Genomic DNA, 21,022 nt, shown 5'->3' on the forward strand with positions numbered 1-21,022 from the left:
CGCGCCTGGATGCGCGTGATTCGAACGGGGCCGATTGGCCCCGTTCGCCTATCAGCTTCTGGAGCGGCTGACACAACGTAATGCGCAGTGGTCAGCTTGGTGCGTCAACATGTGCAACTGGTGCTGCATATCGCACCGGTTGCAACCGTCAGGCAGTGCGCGCAGACGTTTTGTCAGTGGCTTTATTTCTTTTGAGGACCGGACCTCCATGATCCCCGCTCCGCTTCGCAACATCGTCATCGTCGGTGGCGGCACCGCCGGCTGGATGGCGGCCGCCGCCTTCGCGCGCGTGCTTGGCCCCACCTTCAATGTGCAGCTGATCGAATCCGAACAGCTCGGCACCGTCGGTGTCGGCGAAGCCACCGTGCCGCACATCAAGGCCTTCAACAATCTGCTCGGCATCGATGAAGCCGAGTTCGTGCGCCAGACCCAGGGCAGCTTCAAGCTCGGTATCGAGTTCGTCGACTGGCAACGGCCGGGGACGTCGTATATCCACGGCTTCGGCACCCAGATCGGGCATCCGCTCGGGCTGCTGCCGTTCCATCAGTACTGGATCAAGCAGCATGCACGCGGCAAGGCGCAGCCGCTGGGCGCCTACACGCTCAACACCGTGGCCGCCACGCGCGGCAAGTTCATGACCTCGGCCGGCGACGTGCCGGCCAATTCGCCGCTGGCCAATATCGCCTACGCGTATCACTTCGATGCCACGCACTACGCGCGATTTTTGCGCGGCTATGCGGAGCAGCGTGGCGTCACCCGTATCGAAGGCCTGGTCGAACAGGTGCAGCTGCACCCCGACTCCGGCCACGTGCAATCGCTGCAACTGGCCTCCGGGCAGGTCGTCAGCGGCGACTTGTTCATCGACTGCTCGGGCTTTGGTGGGCTGTTGATCGAAGAAGCGCTGCACACCGGCTATCACGACTTCACCCACTGGCTGCCGTGCGATCGCGCGCTGGCGGTGCCGAGCGAAAAGGTCGGCCCGCCCACGCCCTACACGCGCTCCACCGCGCGCGCGGCTGGCTGGCAGTGGCGCATCCCGTTGCAGCACCGCACCGGCAACGGCTATGTGTATTCCAGCGCGCACATCAGCGACGACGAAGCGGCCGCCACGCTGCTCGCCAACCTGGATGGCAAGGCGCTCGGCGACCCGCGCCCGTTGCGCTTCACCACCGGGCGGCGCAAGCAGTTCTGGAACCGCAATGTGGTGGCACTGGGTCTGGCGAGCGGCTTTCTGGAGCCATTGGAATCGACCAGCATCCATTTGATCCAGGCCGGCATTTCCAGGCTGCTGGAGCTGTTTCCGCGCGAGGGCATCAGCCCGGTGCTGGTGCAGCGCTACAACGACCGGCTGGCGTTCGAGTTCGACCGCATCCGCGATTTCCTGGTGCTGCATTACCACGCCACCGAACGCGACGACAGCGCGTTCTGGCGGCATTGCCGCACGATGCCGATCACCCCCGAGTTGCAGTTCACCCTGGACCTGTTCCGCGACAGCGGGCGCTTCTACCGCAATGCCGAGGAAATGTTCGCCGAGATCAGCTGGGTGCAGGTGATGGTGGGCCAAGGGATCCTGCCGCAGGGCTACCACCCGCTGGTGGACCAGGTGCCCGACCACGACGCCGAACGTTTCCTTGCCAGCGTCGCGCAGACCATCGGCCATTGCGTGGACGTCATGCCGACGCATCAGCAGTTCATCGACCGCTATTGCAAGGCAGCGGCATTACAGTAGGTAGTCGCTCCTGCAACACTCTCTACACAAAATCGCAGCCCCGCTCTGTAGGGGCGCGCCAGAATGTCAGTTTTCGCTAGGACGCGTTAACCCGTCTTGGGTGTCCCGTACCAGACCATGCGGCACTTGGTGCTTGAATGGGATGTTTTTCGCTGCTGAAGCCTCAGCGAGTCATCGATGGGCCGGTTTGGCTGACGGCTTGCTGTGATTGCTCCAATGCTTGCTGTTGTTCCCGCGCCTGGGCCTGACTTTGGCTGATTGCTTGCAGGCGATCGAACGACTGGGCCTCTGGTGTCTGCACGGCGTCCAAGGTCGGCATATGGGCACGCTGGTGAGCCGGGTCATTAAGAGCGCCCTGCACGACGAAGACTTTCTCGCCGCCGGCTAGCTGAGGCGTGGGGTTGTTGAGAACGACATGGTCCACCCGCGACAGCCCTTCCTCTTTTGCCATCGCAAGCAGGCTGGCAGTCATGCGCTGGCTTGCCCCGTCCCACTCTTTGCCGTGCTGGGCGTCGAGCTGCATCACACCGCCTTTGATCTGCTGGTACAGCGCGTGATCTGGGTGGCTTGGCTGTGAAGGTGTCTGCGCCGGGGAAGGTGGCGATTGTGGGTCGCGCTCTCGCAGCTCCTGCTCCAGCGCCTGGGCAGAAATCGGCGAGACGTGCAGGTGAGTATCCTTGCTGTGCTGGAAGAGCCCAGGGGTTGGCGGCTGCGTACTACTGTCCATGTATGGCATGGGATGGGTGTCGCTGCCCAGGTCAATGCCGTTGCGCTCCAGGATGTCTTCCTTGAATCCCAGGCGCTGCATGTCCAGGATCATTGGCTGCTCTGGCTCGCCGGGCTTTGACTTGTTGTAGTGTCGCTCGTAAATGGCGGCTGTGCCGACCACCCATGGACCGTAATGGTTGACGTAGTCGGACTGGCCCGCATGACCGATACGGGTGTCCTTGACCGATTTGTCGAAGTAATTCACTCCCATTGCCTCGACGTTACTCGCCGTGGGCGACAACGTCAGGTCGCTATTAAACGTCAGGTTTTCCTTGGGCGTATAGACGCTTGGATAGCCGCTGCGCGTGACGAAATCTCTGGCCCGACCATCCGCAAATAGGTACACATCTTCAAGCGTAGGATTAGGATTACGACTCTTGACCGCGCTCACGATAGCGTTCCATCCGGTTATTTCGGCCGTTGCTTCGTCCGTACGGTTACTGGCCAGCACCTTCTCGCCAGCAGCAGTGTAATCGTGCGTGCTACGTGCAATTTTTATTGCCTCTGTCTTGAACTGTTCTCGCGCAAGCGCAGCAGTGGGACTATAAAGGCTATGCTGAATTTCATGTCCCAAGACGAAGGTCAAATCGCCTGCTGCTGCATGCTTGCCGTTGGCATCATTCACCAGCGCTGCAAGCGGCAGGTGAATTTCCTGATCGCGTGGATCATAGATGCCTCCCGCATGCGGATCGTTTAACGGCGCAAAGCCTTTCAGCACCTTTTTCTGCACTGCATCGTTGATCTGGCGGGTCAACTCGGGCGAATCGTTCAGGACCCGGTTGAAGTTGTCCAGATGCTCACGTGTGACACCTGGTTGCTGACCAAATGATGCCACCACGGCGCTTGCTTCCTGGCTCAACATGTCCGCTCCTTGGACTAGCGAATTTGAACCCACTCGACGCACTGATGAGTGGTGCGCGCTAGAGGGACGTCAGCCTCGCCACGCGGGAAGAGCTCTACGCGCATCCCCGGGCGTTGAAAAATATCGCTCATCCATCGTCCATCCTCGACAATATTGCGCTGTCGCGAAAAACCCATTTTTTCGAGGTGTGCCGCAAATGCCTCGAAGTCGATCTGGCAGATATCCGACATAGACGGAGACGCTTCTGGCGGATTAGGCAGGAACAGGAACTCGAACCATGCACCCTTTACTTCGGTTCTGTTGACACCAAACCCGTAGTTCCAGTCTCGGGTCAGCACTCCGCTGGCACCAAACCGCCCGGAACCATCATCGCGATACTGCACCGACTGGCCCATTGCTCGAGACACATGGTCGGCATTGAACGATTCAATGCTGGCGCTTGTGCGAATCAGCTCAAGTACCCGCTCCAATGCTTCCTGCGCAGTACGTGGTCCACTTTTGGAAGGATCTGCAGGTACGTGATCGGCTGAGGAACTCATGGCAGATGTCTCCGTGACGGTTGCCGGGGCTGAGGTGGCGGCCGTGTGGGCGCATGCGCCCAGAGCGAGGGTGGCGAGCAAGGCGTAGAGGGGGCGCGCGAGCATGAAGCGTCCGTGGTGCGCTGGTGTGGTTGCGACGCTAGTGGCATCAGGCACCGAGGTCAATCGCAAGGGATCTCGGCGCGCTCCATCACCGCCTGACGCTGCGCACCTTGGCCAGCATCTCCACCGGCTCCAACACCTCCATCGCCAACCGCCCCTCGCTGGCAGCGTTCATCGCCCAGGGTTCCGTAGACACTCAGGCCCCTCGTTGCGAGTAGCGCCATTGGAACTCTGCAGGCGACAGTTCGTCATTGGAACCATGGCGGCGTTCGGGATTTTAGAAGACCTCGTTAAAGGCAAACACATCTGCGCGTTCGGCGTCTTTGATGGGGCGGACACGCCGCCTGAGCCGCGCGCGTCTGAGAAGGCAAAAGGAGCTCTCCACCGGCACGTTGTCGTGGCAGCTGCCACGCCGACACAGGCTGCACACCTGGCCACGAGCTGCAAGCAAGCTCTGCCAGTCAGTGCGGTGGTAGACCGAGCTTTGATCCGAGTGAGCCAGGGCACGGCCTTGGGATTGCACCGCCAGGGTGCAGACAACAAGGCCTGCAACACCAGATCGAGATCGGCGCGATCACGCATCGCCCAACCGATGACTTGCCAGAAAATAAAGTCGAGCACAACGCTCAGGTACATCCAGCCTGCATGCATGCATGCATGCATGCGGATATACGTGAAGTCGCTTTCCCACACCGTGTCTGGCGCGTTCTCGCACTGGCGATCAAGCAGGTGCCCGCCATGGGAGCGTAGCTTGCGGCGTAGCCCAACTGGGCACTCAGCCCTTCGATGCACATCAGCCCATGCACGCGGTGGCGGCTATCGGCCAGCACTCGGCTCGGGCTTCGCTGCGATACGTGCTCGCCTTGTGCGCGGGATGACGCTCTATCCAATGCCGCCATGTGGCCGGTCGCCCCCGGCGATCCTGGTGAAGCGTGCTCTGACGGCCAAAAAAAAGGATCGGGCACAAGGCCCGATCCCTTCGAAAACCGGGACAAGCCCGGTGGACAATGAGTGGCACAGCTTCCGACTGACATCGGACGAGGGCATCGTACGCAGCCCTTAACGTTAAAGCAACACTTTAATTCTACTGAATTAACTTGTTGATTTTATTAGCGAGCGGATGCCATTAAGCGCCTCCCACTACGCCTGGCGCTGCCCCAATGCCGTACGAATCTCAGCCTGGATCGCATTCGCCGCCGCCGCCGGATCGGCAGCCAGGCGGATCGGGCGGCCGACCACGATGGCATCGGCACCGTCGTTGAATGCCTGCGCCACGCCCACGGTGCGTTGCTGGTCGTCGCCGACCGGGCCGCCGGGACGGATGCCGGGGCAGACGATCGAAAACCCGGTGCCGGTGGCGCGGCGGATCGGGCCGGCTTCCTGGCCGGAGGCGATCACTCCATCGATGCCGGCGGCCTGTGCGGCCAGCGCGCGCTCCACCACCACGTCCACCGGTTCGCGGTCGATACCCATCGCGGCCAGGTCCGGGCGGCCCATCGAGGTCAGCACGGTCACCGCCAGCAGGCGCATGTCGCCGTGGTTGGCCTCGGCGGCGGCCTGCAGCATGCCGGCGTGCCAGCCGTGCACGGTGCAATAGCTCACCGGCCATTGCGACAAGCGGCGGATGGTGCCGGCCACGGTGGCGGGGATGTCGAAGAACTTCAAATCGACGAACACGCGCTTGTTGCGCTTGGCCAGGGCATCGAGCACATGGAAGTACTCGCCCGAGGCCAGCAGCTCCATGCCGATCTTGTAGAACGCTACCGAGTCGCCCAGCCGGTCCACCCAGGCGATCGCCTCGTCATGGCTGGGCACGTCCAGCGCGAAGATCAGCCGCTCGTGCGCGGCCAGCGGCAGCGGTGCGCGGCTCATCGGGCTACCTCCAGCGCGGCGCGCTTGGCATCGTGGCGCTGCTGCCAGGGCTGGGCGAAGTCGTTGTTGAACTGTGCAGGCTCCCAGCCGCCGTAGCTGGGGTTGGGCAGCATCCACCAACGCTCGCCGAACCAGTCGTGGTACTGCTGCAGCAATGCGCCACGGGCCTGGCTGGTGTTGGCGCTGACCTGCACGAAATCGCCCAGCTGGTCGCCGAACTGCATCAGCACGCGGTAGGTCTGCCCGGCCAGCTGGCGGCGGCAGTTCTTCTCGCTGCCGTTCTGCTCGCAGCCTTGCACCACCGTGCCCAGGCCGAGGAACACGCTGTCGTCGGCCACCGGCAGCCCGACGCTGCGCAGGTTGGCCAGGGTGGCGTCCTTGAGATGCACGGCGCGGTTGGAGATGTAGATCAGGGTGATGCCGCGGGCGTTGGCGGCCTTGGCGAAATCCACCACACCCGGGATCGCGGTGGCCTTCTTCTCGGCCACCCACTGGTCCCAACTGAGCTCGTCGTATTCCTTGCCGTCGCGCAGCAGGCGTGCCTGGTAGGGCGAGTTGTCCAGCACGGTCTCGTCCACGTCCAGCACCACCGCCGGCTTCAGGCCGGTGGCAGCATTGCTACGTTCTTCGGGGACCAGCGCGTCCCACTTGGGCTGCTTGAGCGCGGCATCGAGTTTGTCGGCCGCAGCGCGGTAGGTCTGCTCGGCGACGGCGCGGTATTCCTCCGAGCGCTGCATCCACAGCACCGCATTGAGGTTGTCGTCGCCGGCCGGTGCGGCGGTGGCCTGCGGCGGCGTCTTGGCAGCAGTCGCGCTGGCGGCGGCATCCTGCGCGGGCTGGGCCAGTTCCTTGTCGCCGGGCTTGCAGGCGCTCAGGGCCAGCACAGTGCAGGCGAGCAGGGACAACGGTGCGTAAAGCGAGGGGCGCATGGCATCCACCAGAACAGGAGCGGTCATTAAGCCCGCGATTTTAGCGGGTTCGCGCCGTATTGCCCGCTCTGGCGGCTGGCGCGCTATTAGCGGCGGCAGAGGCGCAGGGATGGCCATCGCTGTCACGCGGGTCGTATGGCAGCCTGGCCAGACGGGTTGTCACCGCTATTGCGGATGCGTGCTTGCGCCGGTGCATGCATGCGCAGACTCATCGTGACCGCGCAATGCAGGCCTGGCTCATGCAGACCTCGATGGCGTAAGCCGCACGGCGTGATCCCCGCATCGGAAGAACGCCGACACAGGATCGGCATATGCTTGTGCGCTGATTGCCCCGGAGTCACCCATGACAGAGACCTCGCCCCCGCCCGTCCTCGATACCGCCCAGGCCCGCGTGCTCGGCTGCCTGATCGAAAAAGAGGCCACCACGCCGGACGCGTATCCGCTCACGGTCAACGCCGCGCAGGTCGCCGCCAATCAGAAGACCGCGCGCGAGCCGGTGCTGAACCTGCAGACCGGCGTGGTGCATCACGCGCTGCGCCAGCTGGAAACCCTGGGCCTGGTGCGCCAGCAGTTCTCCTCGCGTGCAGAGCGGTACGAACATCGGCTGGGCACCGTGCTGGACCTGACCCGGCAACAGGTCGCGGTGATCGGCCTGCTGCTGTTGCGCGGCCCGCAGACGCTGGGCGAGCTGTTCGCGCGCAGCGAGCGGCTGGCGCGTTTCAACGATGCCGAGGACGTGCGCCACCATCTGGACCGGCTGATCCAGCGCAACCTGGCGGTGCAACTGCCGCGCGCCAGCGGCCAGCGCGAGGACCGCTACATGCATCTGCTCAGCGGCGAGCTGGATCTGGATGCGCTGCAGGCCGCAGCTGCAACGCGCGAGAGCACGCCGCGCGGCGCCGACACCGCCGCCCTGGAAGCGCGCGTGCAGAGCCTGGAAGACCAACTGCAGGAACTGCGCGAGCAGGTCACCGAGCTGCGCACCCGCCTGGGCGAGTAAGCGCGGGGACCGAAACGCCTGCCAAGCCGCCAGCCGCGCGCGACCGGTGCTTGAACCAGGCGCGCACTGCGGTGACTGCGCGCCATTCCCCGATCACCGCCTGCCAGACTGTTGGCCGCTTCGGGCCAAGTCACCGGTCGGCACTGGCCGGATCACGCCGTCGCCGGTACCCGTTCCAGCACGCCGCCTGCGTAGTCGGCCTGGAACGGCAGGTCCGGCCGATGCACGTAGCCGATAAAGCAATCGCACCGCATGTTGGGGCAGCTGCGGGCACGCAGCTGCGCCGCGAAACTGCCGTCGTACAGATTGCCCAGCGGCGTATCGACGAAGTGGCAGCGCCGCACGCTGCCGTCGCCATCCACCGACAGCACCGATTCGCCGGTCAGGCAGGGCGCGCCGAAGCTGGGCGGCGGTGCGAGGTTGTAGCCGAAATGCGGATCGATCCGGCTCAAGCGCTGTACCTGCCCGGGCGTGTAGTAATCGGGCGGACGCGGATCGAAGGCGTTGAGCCACATCGGCGTGGTGTCGGGCAAGGCCGCACGTAGCGCCTCGATCTCGTCCAGGTGCGCGTGCGAGGCCACCATGCCCACGCTGTGGCGCACGCCGCGTTCGCGCAACGCCTGGCAGCGCTGCAGGAACGCCGCGCGCGTCACCTGGCTGGGATGGTAGGTGCACCACAACGCCAGGCGGTCGAGATTGGCCGCGTCGAGCCAGCGCATGCCCATGCACAGGTTGGTCTGGATCGCCACGCGGCGCAGCTGCGGCAGCTGGCTCAGCTGCACCATCGCCTCGCGGTAATGCCGCCGCACCAGGCCCTCGCCCCAGGGCGTGAACAGGATCGACAACGGCCGCGTCTGCGCCTGTGCCCAGCCGACGAACCGCGCCAGATCCTGCGCATCGCGGCGCAGCGCGGCGGGGCTGTCGTAGGTCTTGGCGAACGGGCAGTAATCGCAGGCGTAATTGCAGCTGCTCAGCCGTCCCCGATAGAGCAATGACAGATGCATCGGCCGCTTACCCGACCTGGTACTGCTGCATGCGCTCGACAATCGGCGCAGAGGTCAGCCACGGGCCGATGGTGTCGGCCCGCTCCATGCCCGCGGCGGTGAGCGCCAGCAGCGCTCCGTGTTGCTGCGCCAGCCCCAGCGCCAGCAACTCCTGCAGCTGCGGCAAGGCGTCCACACAATCGAGGCCGAAGCGCTGACGGAACGCGTCGCGGTCCAGCCCGGGAAACACCAGCAGCGACTGGATCGCATGCCGCCGCATGGCATCGTCGGCCTCCAGCGCGATGCCGTAGTCGGCGCTGGCGAAGCTGGCCGGATCGCGCGCCAGATAGTGCTCGAGAATCTCCGCGACCGAGCGCCGGCTGACCCCGTATTCGCTGGAGTAATGCAGGCCGGCGGTATACGAGCGCGCGCCGCAGCCGATGCCCACCATGCCATCGCTCTGGCAGCAGTACACCGGCGCGTCGCTATCGCGCGCATGCGGGGCGCGGAACATACGCATCGACACCTGCGTATAGCCGGCCGCCAGCAGATGGTCGCGGCCGGCGCGGTACAGCAGCAGGCGCTCGTCCAGCGGCTCGGGTTGCAGCACGAAGCTGCGTCGCCCGCCGCTCTTGGCCTCGATCCGGCCCAGGCCGGTCATCGGACGCACGTACAGCGGATACAGATACAGCTCTTCGGGAGCATGCTGCAGTGCGCTGTCGATGGAGGCCAGGAAGCTGTCCACGGTCTGCCCGGCGATGCCGTAGATCAGATCCAGGTTCAACGTCGGGATGTCCTGGGCGCGAATGGTGGCGATCGCCCGCTCCACCGTGTCGCGCTGCTGCGGCCGCACCAGTGCGCTCACTTCAGCAGCGCTGAAACTCTGGATGCCCATGCTGACGCGATCGATGCCGGCCTGCCGGCAGACCCGCAGCCGCTCGGCGTCGACGGTTTCCGGCGAGACCTCGATGCCGGCCGGAATGGTGTCCAGCGCAATCGTCGCGTGGCGCGCCACCATGTCGAACACGCGCTGCAATTGCGCCGGATCCAGATAGCTCGGCGTGCCGCCGCCCATCGCAAAACGCACGAAGCGGTGTGTGCCCAAGGCCTGCACGGTGGCGCGCAGTTGCTGCTCCATCTGCGCCAGATACGCCTCCACCTGCGCCGGTGCCGGGCGCGCCAGCGCGAACAGATTGCAGAACCCGCAGCGGTACGAGCAGAACGGGATGTGCAGGTACAGAAATAGTGCGTGCCGGGGTTCGTCGGCCCAGACCTGCGACAACGGCACGGCCGGCTGCAGCGGCCGGTAACTGGTCTTGTGCGGATACGAGTACGAATAGGCCTGATACGGCGGCTGACGCAGTAACTCGGCCAACGAAGGCAGGCTCATGGGGTCACCAGGAAATGGGCATAAGGCACGGTCATCACCACCTCGTGGGCCAGGCGATGGCCATGGTAGCCATCCTCGCCGTAGGCAGTGCCGTGATCGGAACAGACGATGGCAAACGCACCGCCGCGTGCGCGCAGCGCGGCAAACAGCGGCGCCAGCGCCGCATCCACATAACGCAGCGCGGCGCAGTGGCTGTCGAAGTCGTCGCGCACCGCGCCTGGCACGTAATGGCAATTGGGTTGATGCAAGGCCGAGACGTTGATGAAGAGAAAACAGCGGGTATCGCGCAGCGCGGGGTCGCCCAGGCGAGCGCAGGCCAGGGCGACCTGGCGCTCGGTCGAATCGGCGGCGGTGACGCCAAACTCCGGCGACCAGTGACTTTCGCGGAACAGGCCGGGCAACTGCGTGCCGAGCGCGTTGCGCTTGTTGAAAAAGCCGGTGCCGCCGATGCACACCGTGTGGTACCCGCAGCGTGCCAGGCCATCGACGATATCGCCGCTGTCGGCGAACACCTGGGTCTGCGCGACGATGGTCTCGCTGCCATCGAAGGCCAGCGCAAACAGGCGCGGATGCGGGCCCTGGCGCGCCGGGGTCGGCAAGAACCCGGCGAAGAACGCCATGTGCGCCGCATACGTAAAACTGCCTGGCGTGTGCCGCCGCTCCCAGCCGGCGGCCGGCAGATACGGCGCCAGCACCGGCAGTTCGCCCCGCGCAAAACAACGCTGCGCAGCGTCGTAGCGCAGCGTATCCAACGTGATCAGCACGATGTCGTGCGCACCGACGATGGCGCGCATGTCCGGCAGCATCTCAGCCATGCAGGCGGTTCTCGCAGCGCGCATCGGCGGTCATGCCAGCAGTGGCGAAGACGGTACCAAGGGCTGCCTGATCCTCGTACGTGGTGCGCCCCTGCCAGCGCAGCTGCGGCAGCAGATCGCCAAAGCCGTTGGCTTCCAGCACATGGCAGCGCCCGGCGCGCTGGATCAGGTCGAAACCGATCATGCGACAGTCGGCAAACGCGCTGGCCGCCTGCGCCACGGTGCTGGCCACGGCTGCATCCACCTCGGCGCTCTGCCAGGCCTGCGCCGGCAGGCGCCGGTTGCCCAGGTGCAGATTGGTCAACGGGCCGCGGCTGGCACGTGCTACACGTTGCCGCGCCACGCCGTCGAACGCGACCACGCGCAGGTCGTAGTGGTACCCGGGCAGGCCGGGCGCGCGCGGCTTGGGAATCCACTGTTCCAGATACGCGCCCTGCGCGGCGATCGCATCGACCAGCGGCGCGATCTCCTCGATGCGGGTATAGCGGCGCTGGCGCAAGGCGTTGAACACGCGTACCTGGCCGTCCTGCACCACCAGCTCGGCAGAACCGCTGGCGATCTGGCGTCCGTCGCGGTGCCAGCGATACGCCAGCACGCCCGCCCCGGAGGAACCGTAGCGTGGCTTGAGAAATGCCTGGGTGCAGCCGCTGGCCTGCAGGCGTTCGCGCAGGCTGGCGTAGCCATCGACCGTGCCCAGCAGCGTCGGTACGCTGACCCCTGCCGCAGCCAAGCGTTGCTGGCAGCCACGTTTGTCGGTCATTGCCAGCAGCTCCGCTGGTGGATTGAGGTAGCGCGCCGCCGGCAAGGTGGCGAGCAGGTCTGCAAACCCGGCATGCCACAGGTGCTGATGCGCCAGTTCGCCATGCGCCAATGGCGCAGGCGCCGGCCCGGGCTGTCCAAGACAGTGCCAACCGCGCACGATCAGCGCCTGATGCAGCGCCGGCGCCTCGCCCGGCGATTCCAGCTTGACCAGCGCGGCCGGATGCCGCGCCAGCCAGTCCTGCAACGGCGCCGTGGTGTCCAGCAGCTGCAGATAATCGAACACCGTCGCCACAGGCTGCCCCTGCGCCTGCAATGCCTGCTGCAGGGCGGCGACCCTGCGGCTGTCGCGCGGCCCCACCAACACCCAATGCGCGCTCACGTCATTCGGAGACAGCGACGTAGCGCTCGTCGTCTTCTTCCTCTTCGGGGTCTTCCAGGATCACCGTGACCGGCAACGTCGCCAGACGGGCCTGCCAGTCGGCAGAAATGTAGTGATGGCTCAGGTCGATCCGCTGCAGCTGGCCCAGCTGGGTGCTTTCGACCAGCGCCCGCGCACCGGCATCGCCGATGGTACCCAGCGACAGGTCCAGCGTGTCCAGGCTGCCCAGCCACGGTTGGGTGGCCAGCCAGGTCGCCAGTTCGTCGGTGTTGGCTGCATTGCGCAGGCCCAGATAACGCAGACGCTCCGGGCCGATGGCTGCCAGCAGCCGCTGATAGGTGCCCAGGTCGCCGTCGTAGCCGTAATCCTCCACGCCCAGCCAGAGCTCCAGGTGCTGCAGCGCCGGCAGCGTGGAGTCGGCGATCGCCTGCACGATGGCAGACGGCAGCCCACCGCATTCGATCGCCAGTTCCTGCAGCTGCGTATGCGTGAACGGGGTCAGCACCAATTTGGACGAACCGCGCACGCGCAGCGATTGCAGCGCCGGGAACGCCGCCAGCAGCGGGGTGTAGTCGGTCTGGATGATCCACGACACCTCGCAGTCCTCGCAGACCATGTCGCCAACGAACAGCGCGCGCAGCGCGCTCAATTCATCGCGGCGTTCGATCAGCCGCTGCAGATAGCCGCTGGGGCCTTCCTCGTAGGATTCGCGCCAGGGGCCGATGATCAATGCCTGGATGCTGGCCGGATCGACCTGGGCCAGCAGGCTGTCGAGCAACTCCGCCTGGCTGCCTTCGCCTTCGTAGTCCTGGCGCAGCCGGTACACCACGTCGCCGCCGCTGGCGGGCTGGTCCACACTGAAGTCCACCACGCGCTTGCCGCGATAGAATTCCGAATACTCGCCGATCGTCATTGCATTGCCTCCCTGGCTCGGTGAGCTGACAGGATACCCACACGGTCGTGGCAACCTCGTTAATGCCATGTACCACCGCTTCATCACCCGTTCCACAGGCGGTCACCGGTGCCTGCACCGCGCCGCATGATTTGTTCGAAGGACCGATTGCATGCACGCCCATCCCGCCGCCGCGCGCATTCGCGCCACCGTCCAGGCCGCCACCACCGGATTGATCGAGCGCGACCAGCTGGCCGAGTTGATCGTGCTCGCGGCAGTGGCGCAGGAACATCTGCTGATCATCGGCCCGCCGGGCACCGCCAAGAGCGCGGTGGTACGGCGCGTCGCCGCCGCACTGGGCGGGCGCTATTTCGAATATCTGCTGGGCCGCTTCACCGAACCGGCCGAGCTGTTCGGCCCGGTGGACCTGCGCAAATTGCGCGAGGGCAGCGTGCAGATCGATGTGACCGGGATGTTGCCCGAAGCCGACATCGCCTTCCTCGACGAAGTCTTCCTCGGTTCCACCGCGATCCTCAACACCTTGCTCGGGCTGCTCAACGAACGCCGCTTCCGCCGTGGCCAGACCGACCTGCCCTGCCCGTTGCGCCTGTGCGTGGGCGCGGCCAACGCGCTGCCGGAAGACGATGCGCTGGCGGCCTTCAGCGACCGCTTCCTGCTGCATCTGTTCGTCGACCCGGTGGCGGACCATCAACTCGACGCGCTGCTGGCCGGCGGATGGCAGGCCGAGCGTGCGCGGCTGCAGCCTGTCGCCGGGCTGGCCGACCTGGACCTGTTGTGCGAACAGGCGCGTGCGGTGGACATGGATGGCGCACGTACGGCGCTCGCCGCGGCGATCCGCACATTGCGCGGCGCAGGCATGCAGCTGTCGGACCGTCGTCTGGTCAAGACCCAGCGGCTGATCGCCGCCGCCTGCGTGCTGGCCGGACGCACCCAGGCCAGCGAGGCCGATCTGTGGCCGCTGTTCTATGTGCTGCCGACGCGCGAGCAGCAAGCCAGCGCACAGGACCTGCTGCGCGGCACGCTGGCCGCCGCTGCCAATCCCACCTTGCGCGCGGCCGTCGAACAGGCCGCGCTGCAACCGCTCTCGCGCACCGCGCGGCTGGTCGAGGCGGCCCAGCGCTGCCTGCAGGATCAGCACACTCCCGCCCTGCGCACCATGGCCGAAGCCTTGCTGCGCGAGATCGATGCCAACTTCACGGCCGCCTCGCTGCCGGCCGAGCTGGCCCACGAACGCACGCGCCTGATCGAGCAGATCGGCAGCGGCGCGTGAACTGGTCGTGGCAGGACGAGCCGGTGCCGGTCGCCCCGCAGGGCGTGATCGGCGTGGGCGATGCCGCACGCGGGTTGCTGGCGGCATGGGCACGCTTGCCCGACGGTGCGGGCTTACTGGTCACCGCCACGGCGCAGGCCTTGCTGCTGACCGGCCCTGCGCCGCAGCTGCCCTGGGCCGACGGCGTGCACTACGTGGCACCGCGCGCGGACGCCGCTGGCCTGTGGTTGCCCACCGCCGAACGCCCCGACCTGCCGCTGGAACTGCTGGAGCGTGCGCTGCGCCGCCAGCACGGGCCTCAGCCATTGCTGCTGCTGCGATCGCCTGCACTGGTGCTGCCGCTGCATCGCTTGCTACCGGCGCGTACCGAGGTCGTGGCGCAGATCCGTCAGCGCTGGGAGGCCGCGTGAGCGCCGCGCTGCGGGTGCCGGCCCCGCTGCAGGCCTGGCGGCTGTGGCTGGATTGGTTCGACCCGCACATCGCCGCCCAGCTCGGCACCTGGTTGGTGCGCCTGGACCCCTTGCTCGGACGCGCCAGTCGCCTGCGCCTCCAAGAGGGCGACAGCGAGCCGGACGGCATCGACGATCTGCGTCGGCGCGGCAGCTACGAACACCTGCTGCTGAGCGAGTGGGCACTGGCCGACGCACTGCCGGAGGAATTCCTGCGCCGCGCCGCACACGCCGAGCACCTGTTCCTGGTGCCCCGGATGCAGGCCCGCACGCGCGATGCCCGTCTGGTGGCGATCTTCGATGCCGGTCCGGCGCAATGGGGCGCACCGCGCCTGGCGCAGATTGCGTTGTGGATCCTGCTGGCACGCCGTGCGCAGGCGGCCAATGCGCGCTTTGTCTGGGGCCTGGCGCATCTGCCCGGCGACCTGCACGACGCCGACAGCCCCGCCCGGCTGCACCAACTGCTGCTGGGCCGCACCTTCGAGGCGACCGGCACGCAGCATGCGCAGGCCTGGGCCGCGCCGTTGGCAAGCGCCACGCCGACCACCAGCGAGTGCTGGTGGATCGGCGCGCAACCGGTGCGTGCGTCACCGTTCCACCACCAGGCCGGCATCCTGCCTGCAGCCAATGCGCATCTGCAGGTGGTGCTGCAGACGCGCCACGGCACCCGCAGCAGCCTGTTGCCGGTGCCTGCCAGCATGGCCGCCACGCAGCTGCTGCGCGGGCACTTCATCGACACCCAACGCCCGGCCGAGGCCGACGCCGCAAAACACCTGGTCAAGGGCAAATTTTCGCTGCGCCATGCGCCGCTGTTCAGCCCGGACGGCAGCCATGTCGCGCTGCTGCTGGCAGACGGCTGGCGCAGCGCGATGGTGAAGGTGCAGCACGCCGACATCGCCAAACGGGCGGCGCCGCGCTACCACCAATGGGCGCAAGGCGGTCAGCCGCTGTGCCTTGCGGCGCAGAACAAGCACCTGGGCGGCATCGTGGCCATCCGGGAGCGGGCCGAGTTCTGGAATCTCGAGGGCATGCCCGGCTCCATCGAGGCCAGCGGGCAGAGCATCTGCCCCGCGCCAGGCCAGGTGCGGCTGCGTCCGTGCGTGTGGCTCAACAGCGGCGGCATGCCGCAGCGGTTCCTGCTGTGGGACCAGCACGGCCGGCTGATGACATGGACGCGCGATGGCGACCAGCGGCAGCGGGTTGCGCAAGGCAGCGAGATCGCCGGGCAGGTGGTGGCGCTGGCGCAAGGCGATGCCGAACACGCGCTCTACGCCACCCATGTCGCTGGAGAGCTGCGGCTGCTGCGCCTGCATCGCACCGGCAAGCAGGACCTCATCCTGCAGCTGCCGTTGGGGTCGCGTCCGCCGGTCGTGTTGCTGCGCAGCCTGGTCCAGGAGGGTCAATGGCGTGGCGCCATCGCCCTCGAACTGGCAAGCCGCCAGGCCGGCGGCGACCGCTCGCTGGCCTACCGGGTGCTGCACGGAGGGCCGGCCGATGGCTTTCAGGAATTCGAGGCGATCGTGGCGTCCGGCGACAGACCGATCGGCCTGATCGGCGACCCGGACGCGCCGCAGCACAGCCTGCTGCTGGTGCTGCGCGCCGATCGTCGCGCGCTGCTCGCCATCGGGGCCAGCGGCCGGCGGACGCTGCATCACGCCGCCAGCGAGATCAGCGCCGCGGCGGTGTCCAGCGATGGTGCGCGGGTCGCACTGGTCACCCTGCAGGGGCAGGCGTGGATCTTGGGCGATGGCGGGCTGACCCCTCTGATGGTCGTGCAGGGCCAGGCCGAGCAACCCGGCCATGATTAACCCCGCGCACACGAACAACGTGGGCGGCAGCGTGCGCTACCCGCTGTGGCACGGCAGCCAGATGGTGTCGGCGTTGTGGTTCTCGGCCGCGTGGCTCGGCCCGGAGCAACGCCTGGCCAGGCTCGTGCGCGCCTGGCAACCGGGTAGCCGGGCGCTGCGCTTCGCCGACGGCGATGTGCTGTGCTTTGCCGCGCCGCGTGCGCTGGTCTGCGAGCAGGCGCCCGGCCTGGTGCTGTGCCAGGTGCATGGCGGCCTGTTCTCGGGCGCGTTGACCGCCGCCGAGGCGGCGCAGTTGCCCCCCGCCGATATCGGCCTGGTCCATGGCGCCCAGGTGATCGTCTTGCAGTGGCAACACGCCGTGGCGCTGGATCCTTCCGAGGCGATCGACGTGTCCGGCTACCCGCTGCACATGCCCTACGACTGCAGCCCGAGCGCGCCACCGCTGGAGGTGGACCGGCTGCGCGGCAAACCGCTGCGGCAACTGCTGGGCAATGCCGTCCCGCCAGCCAGCGCCGAGCGCGATGCGTTCCTGCAGGCGTTAAAGACGCAGCGCCCAGACGTGCAGAACAACACGCTGTGGCAACGCCTGCTGACGCGCGCTCAGCGCGCCCTGAGCAGCGAGCACGCACCGACGTCGCACGGATCGGCAGCCACCGGGCAGAACGCGACCGTGCCGGCACGCCGGGGTGCCGCAGCGGTATCGGCGTGGCGCACGCGGCTTGCCCGCGCACTGGTTGCCTCGCGGATGGCCGGCCTGGTCGGACATCGCCAGGGTGCCTACATGCGCCGGATGCTGCGCCAGTTCGAAAACGGCGATCTGGACGAAGCCTTGCGCAACGCGCTGCCGCTCGATGGCGTGGGCGAATCCTTGGGGCAGGCGTTCGGGGTGCCACAGCGGCGCAGCGACCTGAGTCTGTCGCGCACGCGCGGCGCCGGCACCAGCATCGGCCTGGGCGAAGAGCTGCAGGCGCATCTGCGCGCGACCTATCGCAGCGCCTTCGCGCGCCTGGACCGCGAGGGGCAGATCGATCGTGCGGTGTTCGTCCTGGCCGAATTGCTCAATGCGCGCCAGGAGGCGCTCGACTATCTGGTCAAGCACGCCCGTTACAAACAGGCCGCAGAGCTTGCGCTGGGCTGGGACATGTCGGCGGCGATGATCATCCGGCTGCTGATGCTGTCCGGCGACCACGCGCGTGCGGTGCAGGTCGCGCGCCGCGATGGCGCCTTTGCCGCCGCAATCCAGCTGCTGCACGGCACCGACCGCGCACTGGCCGACGCGCTGCGGCTGGAATGGGGCCAGGCACTGGTGCAGGCCGGCGACTGGCTGGCGGCGGTGGACGCGGTGTGGCCGCTGCACAAAGCGCGCAACCAGGCCGCGCAGTGGCTGCTGGCCGCAGAACAGGCCGGCAGCACGCTGCGCGCACGCGCCCTGGTCAAGCGCGCGCAGCTGTTGCCGGACACGCTGGACCACTACGCCGACCGCATCGCCGCGCTTGCAGACCCCGCCGCCGATCCCGCACCGCGCAGCGAAATGGCAGCAGCGCTGCTGGTGGATGCTTCCCCCAACCGCGCGCTGCAACAGCTGGCGCGGCAGCTGCTGCCGGCGATTGCCGCCGATCATGCGTTTGCACGCAACAGCCTGTCCGTCGGCGATCTGACCACGCTGCTGAAGCTGGCCAAGGACCCCCTGCTCAGCGCCGATATTCCAGCCTTCACACCACACGTCGCGGCCAGCCAATCCAGCCTATGGGATAGCGCCACCACCCTGCGACTACAGGCACCGCAGGCCGGCCTGGCGGCCATCCACGATGTGGCTGCACTCCCGGATCGCCGCTATCTGCTGGCCCTGGGCGAAGCCGGCGCGGTGGTGGTGGACGCGCATGGGCGCCTGCTGCGGCGCTACCCGGCGCCTGCCTTTGGTGTGGTCATCGCCGACAGCGGACAGGTCGCCCTGGCGATCGCCCCCCGCGAGCGCGTGTCCAGCGTCCATCGGCTGGATTTGATCACCCATGCGGTGCGCGACCTTGGCCAGATCGCGCTGCAATACGCTGCGCCCAGCTACAGCGGAATCGGCTGGAGCATCGTGGTCGACAACCGGCTGCTGGTGGTCGATACCGACAAGGATCTGCACAGCGTGCTGTGGCATGTCGGCGACCTGCCCGGCCCGGTGATTGCGGCGGGATTCTTCAGCGATTGCGAGGTGTACCTGGTGCGGGCCCGCGAGCACCTGGAGGACTGGACCTACAGCCTGCCCGAGCGACGCCTCAAGGCGCGCGATCCCCTGCGCGTGGAGCCGCAAACGCCGGTGCTCGCGCATCGGCTCGGCAGCGCGCAGCAAGCGGATGTGCGCGCCGATCCGGATGACGACATTTGGCTGCACTACCAGCACACCGGCAAGGCCCGTCAGTGCCGATTGCACAAACGCAGCGCCGCCGCCGGCGCGCCGGAGGGCTCAAGCGTGGTGGCGCTCGAAGCGGGGTTCCTGGTGGGCCTGCATTGGCCGCACGGCTCGCGCTATCTGGTGGTGCGCCACCATGACGGCGGCATCGTCGCGTCGCTGGACTGGCCTGCGGGCATCGCGGTCAAGGTGCGCGAGCAGTCCGGCCATCTGCTGTTGCATGACGCGCACGGCCGTTTGCTGGATCTGCAGACCGACCGCTCGCTGACCCATGCCATGTCCTTCCTCGGCTAGCGCCTATGAAAACCACACGCTGAAGCGGGCGCGAAGACGCAACGCCATGCGGATGCATGCCGCTGAGAGCCGCGCAGCGCCGCTGTTGCAGCGGTGCTCGCTCCGCTCAGGTCGGTGTATCCACCGCATCCCAGTCCGCGTCTTCGAAGTGCAGCAGCCAGTTGAGCGCGTAATGACGCTCGTACACCACGCCGGGCACCAGGCCGGCCGGCGGTGCCTGCTGGGTGTGACCGGCCTGGCGCACGGCCCAGTGCAGGCGCAGATGCAGGTCCAAGGCATCCAGCAGTTCGGGCAGCGGCCGCAACGTCGGCACCGTGCGGGCGGGCGCCTGCGCTTGGTCCAGCGCGCGTTGCGCGGCCAGCGGCACGTCGCACAGGGCGGTCGGCTGCGGCAAGGCGTCGGCCAGGCCCAGCGCCCATTGCAACACGGCCAGGCTTTCGTAACGCCAGCCGACGTTGGCCAGCATCTGCTGCTCTGGGTGCGCTTCGGCAAAGAAGGCGCGCTCCTGCGGCGACAGCGCAGCCGTCACGCCGGGCAAGCGCGCCTCCACCTCGTCCAGCGCCGGTGGCGCATCGCCGGCGGCCAGCATCTCCGCACGCAAGGCCACCGCAAACAACGCCAGCATCCGTTGCGTCACCGCCGCCGCGTCGCGCACCCGCGCTTCGCCCTCGCCGGCCACCGGCGGCAAGCTCGGCGGTACGCGGATGCCCTGTGCACTCAGTTGCGCCAGGTGATGCGCTCGCCGCTCGCGCGCATCCGGCGGGTACGGCACCTGGGCTTGGTCATCGAGCGCCGGCTCGCCCTGGCTGATCAGCACCCGTCCCTGCGGGTCGCGCACGCTGCCGTCGGCCAGAAAGCACACCGCATTGGCCTGCTCGGCCCAGTCCGCCAGATCGCCAAACGCGCTGTCGTCGACCTCGAAGCTGAAGTGCTGCCGCACCCGCTGCACATGCCGCATCAGGTGATAGCGCGACTGGGTCATTTGCCCGTCGCCGGCCTGATTCACATAGCCGACAAAGCCATGCAGATGGTTGGCCAGTTCCGGATCGGCATGGTCGCGATGCTGCACGGCGGCGTGCGGCAGGAACTCAGGCCATCGCGGTTCGCGCAAGGTGGAATAGGCATTGACCAGCAGCGGCATGCGGGTGTCCTTATGCAGTCGGAGGCAGGCCGGCAGGGTGCCGCACACCTGGGGGGCTGTCCATGTCGGCGCGAGCGAGATCGATCGTGTAATACGCCAACGCGTCGGTGCCGGGACTCAACACGCGCAGCCCCTCGCGCTGCAGCCCCAGCGCTTCCAGCGCGCGAATCGAAGCGGCATTGTCCGGCGAGGCGATCGCACACAGCTGAGGCAACCCCAGCACATCGCGTGCATAGACCAGCACCGCACGCCCGGCTTCGCTGACGTAGCCTTTCCCGCGATATGCCGGCAGCAGTGCAAAGCCGAGATGCGGCACCGGCAAAGTCTCGCGGCACAACAAGCCCAGCGTGCCGGCAAACGCCCCCTCGGCGCGCGTCTCCACCGCCCAGTGCGCAAAGCCGTATTTTTTCTGGTGCGCCTGTGCCCACTCACGTAGATGATCGCGCGCCTGCTCGCGGGTACGCACGCCGCGATCATTGATGCCAGCGATAAAACCGGGGTCGTTGACCAAGACCAGCATCGCATCGGCATCGCGCTCGGGATCCAGCGTACGCAGGCGCAAACGCGAGGTTTCGATCACGACAGTCACGGCGCACTCCGGCATCAAGGCAAACCAGAC

Annotated in this window: 17 protein-coding genes and 1 pseudogene; 6 read left to right on the top strand and 12 right to left on the bottom strand. The window is 67.1% G+C overall.

From position 1 onward, the window contains the following. The first annotated feature begins 208 nt into the window (after window positions 1-208). Entirely contained in the window at window positions 209-1,729 is a 1,521-nt protein-coding gene (locus GGR62_RS03560) for a tryptophan halogenase family protein (RefSeq protein ID WP_184406589.1), read from the top strand. A gap of 163 nt (window positions 1,730-1,892) precedes the next feature. Here GGR62_RS03560 and GGR62_RS03565 read toward each other — a convergent pair whose 3' ends face one another. The 5 genes and pseudogenes from GGR62_RS03565 to GGR62_RS03580 form a co-directional block, all read right to left on the bottom strand. Continuing rightward, the gene (locus GGR62_RS03565; RefSeq protein WP_184406590.1) at window positions 1,893-3,359 is read right to left on the bottom strand and encodes an XVIPCD domain-containing protein; all 1,467 of its coding nucleotides are present in this window, start codon (window positions 3,357-3,359) and stop codon (window positions 1,893-1,895) included. A 14-nt stretch (window positions 3,360-3,373) separates the two neighbouring features. Further along, the gene (locus GGR62_RS21065) at window positions 3,374-4,003 is read right to left on the bottom strand and encodes a hypothetical protein (RefSeq protein ID WP_260305426.1); all 630 of its coding nucleotides are present in this window, start codon (window positions 4,001-4,003) and stop codon (window positions 3,374-3,376) included. A 193-nt stretch (window positions 4,004-4,196) separates the two neighbouring features. After that, a pseudogene (locus GGR62_RS21070) lies at window positions 4,197-4,818 on the bottom strand (DDE-type integrase/transposase/recombinase); the annotation flags it as partial. A 322-nt stretch (window positions 4,819-5,140) separates the two neighbouring features. Beyond that, window positions 5,141-5,872 carry an orotidine-5'-phosphate decarboxylase gene (gene pyrF / locus GGR62_RS03575; protein WP_184406591.1) on the bottom strand — a complete coding sequence of 244 codons (732 nt, stop codon included), beginning with the start codon at window positions 5,870-5,872 and terminating at the stop codon, window positions 5,141-5,143. Then, window positions 5,869-6,810: a 5'-nucleotidase, lipoprotein e(P4) family gene (locus GGR62_RS03580; protein ID WP_184406632.1), complete on the bottom strand. Its 942-nt coding sequence runs from the start codon at window positions 6,808-6,810 to the stop codon at window positions 5,869-5,871. Before GGR62_RS03580 ends, pyrF begins: the two co-directional genes overlap by 4 nt. 334 nt (window positions 6,811-7,144) lie before the next feature. Here GGR62_RS03580 and GGR62_RS03585 point away from each other — a divergent pair, with 334 nt between their 5' ends. Next, the gene (locus GGR62_RS03585) at window positions 7,145-7,801 is read left to right on the top strand and encodes a YceH family protein (protein WP_184406592.1); all 657 of its coding nucleotides are present in this window, start codon (window positions 7,145-7,147) and stop codon (window positions 7,799-7,801) included. 152 nt (window positions 7,802-7,953) lie between these two features. Here the strand turns inward: GGR62_RS03585 and GGR62_RS03590 are convergent, their stop codons facing one another. The 5 genes from GGR62_RS03590 to GGR62_RS03610 are packed head-to-tail and all read right to left on the bottom strand — an operon-like array spanning window position 7,954 to window position 13,043. Beyond that, complete coding sequence (locus GGR62_RS03590; RefSeq protein ID WP_184406593.1) at window positions 7,954-8,805, bottom strand: STM4011 family radical SAM protein; 852 nt, start codon at window positions 8,803-8,805, stop codon at window positions 7,954-7,956. Window positions 8,806-8,812: 7 nt separating this feature from the next. Continuing rightward, window positions 8,813-10,174 carry an STM4012 family radical SAM protein gene (locus tag GGR62_RS03595; protein WP_184406594.1) on the bottom strand — a complete coding sequence of 454 codons (1,362 nt, stop codon included), beginning with the start codon at window positions 10,172-10,174 and terminating at the stop codon, window positions 8,813-8,815. Continuing rightward, window positions 10,171-10,989: an STM4013/SEN3800 family hydrolase gene (locus tag GGR62_RS03600; protein ID WP_221229004.1), complete on the bottom strand. Its 819-nt coding sequence runs from the start codon at window positions 10,987-10,989 to the stop codon at window positions 10,171-10,173. Before GGR62_RS03600 ends, GGR62_RS03595 begins: the two co-directional genes overlap by 4 nt. Beyond that, a complete protein-coding gene (locus GGR62_RS03605) occupies window positions 10,982-12,112 on the bottom strand; it encodes an STM4014 family protein (RefSeq protein ID WP_184406634.1) in 1,131 nt (376 codons plus the stop codon). The genes GGR62_RS03600 and GGR62_RS03605 overlap by 8 nt, the downstream gene beginning before the upstream one ends. Window positions 12,113-12,131: 19 nt before the next feature. Beyond that, complete coding sequence (locus GGR62_RS03610; protein WP_184406595.1) at window positions 12,132-13,043, bottom strand: STM4015 family protein; 912 nt, start codon at window positions 13,041-13,043, stop codon at window positions 12,132-12,134. Between the two features lie 151 nt (window positions 13,044-13,194). Between GGR62_RS03610 and GGR62_RS03615 the strand changes: the two genes are divergently transcribed. The 4 genes from GGR62_RS03615 to GGR62_RS03630 are packed head-to-tail and all read left to right on the top strand — an operon-like array spanning window position 13,195 to window position 19,262. After that, on the top strand, window positions 13,195-14,313 hold the full coding sequence (locus GGR62_RS03615) for an AAA family ATPase (RefSeq protein ID WP_184406596.1): 1,119 nt from the start codon (window positions 13,195-13,197) through the stop codon (window positions 14,311-14,313). Beyond that, entirely contained in the window at window positions 14,310-14,723 is a 414-nt protein-coding gene (locus GGR62_RS03620) for a hypothetical protein (protein ID WP_184406597.1), read from the top strand. Before GGR62_RS03615 ends, GGR62_RS03620 begins: the two co-directional genes overlap by 4 nt. Next, a complete protein-coding gene (locus GGR62_RS03625) occupies window positions 14,720-16,570 on the top strand; it encodes a hypothetical protein (protein WP_184406598.1) in 1,851 nt (616 codons plus the stop codon). The genes GGR62_RS03620 and GGR62_RS03625 overlap by 4 nt, the downstream gene beginning before the upstream one ends. Then, entirely contained in the window at window positions 16,563-19,262 is a 2,700-nt protein-coding gene (locus tag GGR62_RS03630) for a bpX6 domain-containing protein (protein WP_184406599.1), read from the top strand. Before GGR62_RS03625 ends, GGR62_RS03630 begins: the two co-directional genes overlap by 8 nt. A gap of 106 nt (window positions 19,263-19,368) precedes the next feature. Here GGR62_RS03630 and GGR62_RS03635 read toward each other — a convergent pair whose 3' ends face one another. Then, window positions 19,369-20,403: a DUF4272 domain-containing protein gene (locus GGR62_RS03635; protein ID WP_184406600.1), complete on the bottom strand. Its 1,035-nt coding sequence runs from the start codon at window positions 20,401-20,403 to the stop codon at window positions 19,369-19,371. Window positions 20,404-20,413: 10 nt separating this feature from the next. Further along, complete coding sequence (locus GGR62_RS03640) at window positions 20,414-21,010, bottom strand: GNAT family N-acetyltransferase (RefSeq protein ID WP_260305427.1); 597 nt, start codon at window positions 21,008-21,010, stop codon at window positions 20,414-20,416. Between the last annotated feature and the right edge of the window lie 12 nt (window positions 21,011-21,022).

This window comes from Xanthomonas sp. 3075, assembly GCF_014197275.1.
Classification (GTDB): domain Bacteria; phylum Pseudomonadota; class Gammaproteobacteria; order Xanthomonadales; family Xanthomonadaceae; genus Xanthomonas; species Xanthomonas campestris_B.

Bases quoted from the DNA above. Each gene is read 5' to 3' on its own strand.
- GGR62_RS03590 (WP_184406593.1), bottom strand. From the start codon at position 8,805: ATGCATCTGTCATTGCTCTATCGGGGACGGCTGAGCAGCTGCAATTAC.
- GGR62_RS03565 (WP_184406590.1), bottom strand. From the start codon at position 3,359: ATGTTGAGCCAGGAAGCAAGCGCCGTGGTGGCATCATTTGGTCAGCAA.
- GGR62_RS03610 (WP_184406595.1), bottom strand. From the start codon at position 13,043: ATGACGATCGGCGAGTATTCGGAATTCTATCGCGGCAAGCGCGTGGTG.
- GGR62_RS03630 (WP_184406599.1), top strand. From the start codon at position 16,563: ATGATTAACCCCGCGCACACGAACAACGTGGGCGGCAGCGTGCGCTAC.
- GGR62_RS03635 (WP_184406600.1), bottom strand. From the start codon at position 20,403: ATGCCGCTGCTGGTCAATGCCTATTCCACCTTGCGCGAACCGCGATGG.
- GGR62_RS03615 (WP_184406596.1), top strand. From the start codon at position 13,195: ATGCACGCCCATCCCGCCGCCGCGCGCATTCGCGCCACCGTCCAGGCC.
- GGR62_RS03600 (WP_221229004.1), bottom strand. From the start codon at position 10,989: ATGGCTGAGATGCTGCCGGACATGCGCGCCATCGTCGGTGCGCACGAC.
- GGR62_RS03595 (WP_184406594.1), bottom strand. From the start codon at position 10,174: ATGAGCCTGCCTTCGTTGGCCGAGTTACTGCGTCAGCCGCCGTATCAG.
- pyrF (WP_184406591.1), bottom strand. From the start codon at position 5,872: ATGAGCCGCGCACCGCTGCCGCTGGCCGCGCACGAGCGGCTGATCTTC.
- GGR62_RS21065 (WP_260305426.1), bottom strand. From the start codon at position 4,003: ATGCTCGCGCGCCCCCTCTACGCCTTGCTCGCCACCCTCGCTCTGGGC.
- GGR62_RS03585 (WP_184406592.1), top strand. From the start codon at position 7,145: ATGACAGAGACCTCGCCCCCGCCCGTCCTCGATACCGCCCAGGCCCGC.
- GGR62_RS03560 (WP_184406589.1), top strand. From the start codon at position 209: ATGATCCCCGCTCCGCTTCGCAACATCGTCATCGTCGGTGGCGGCACC.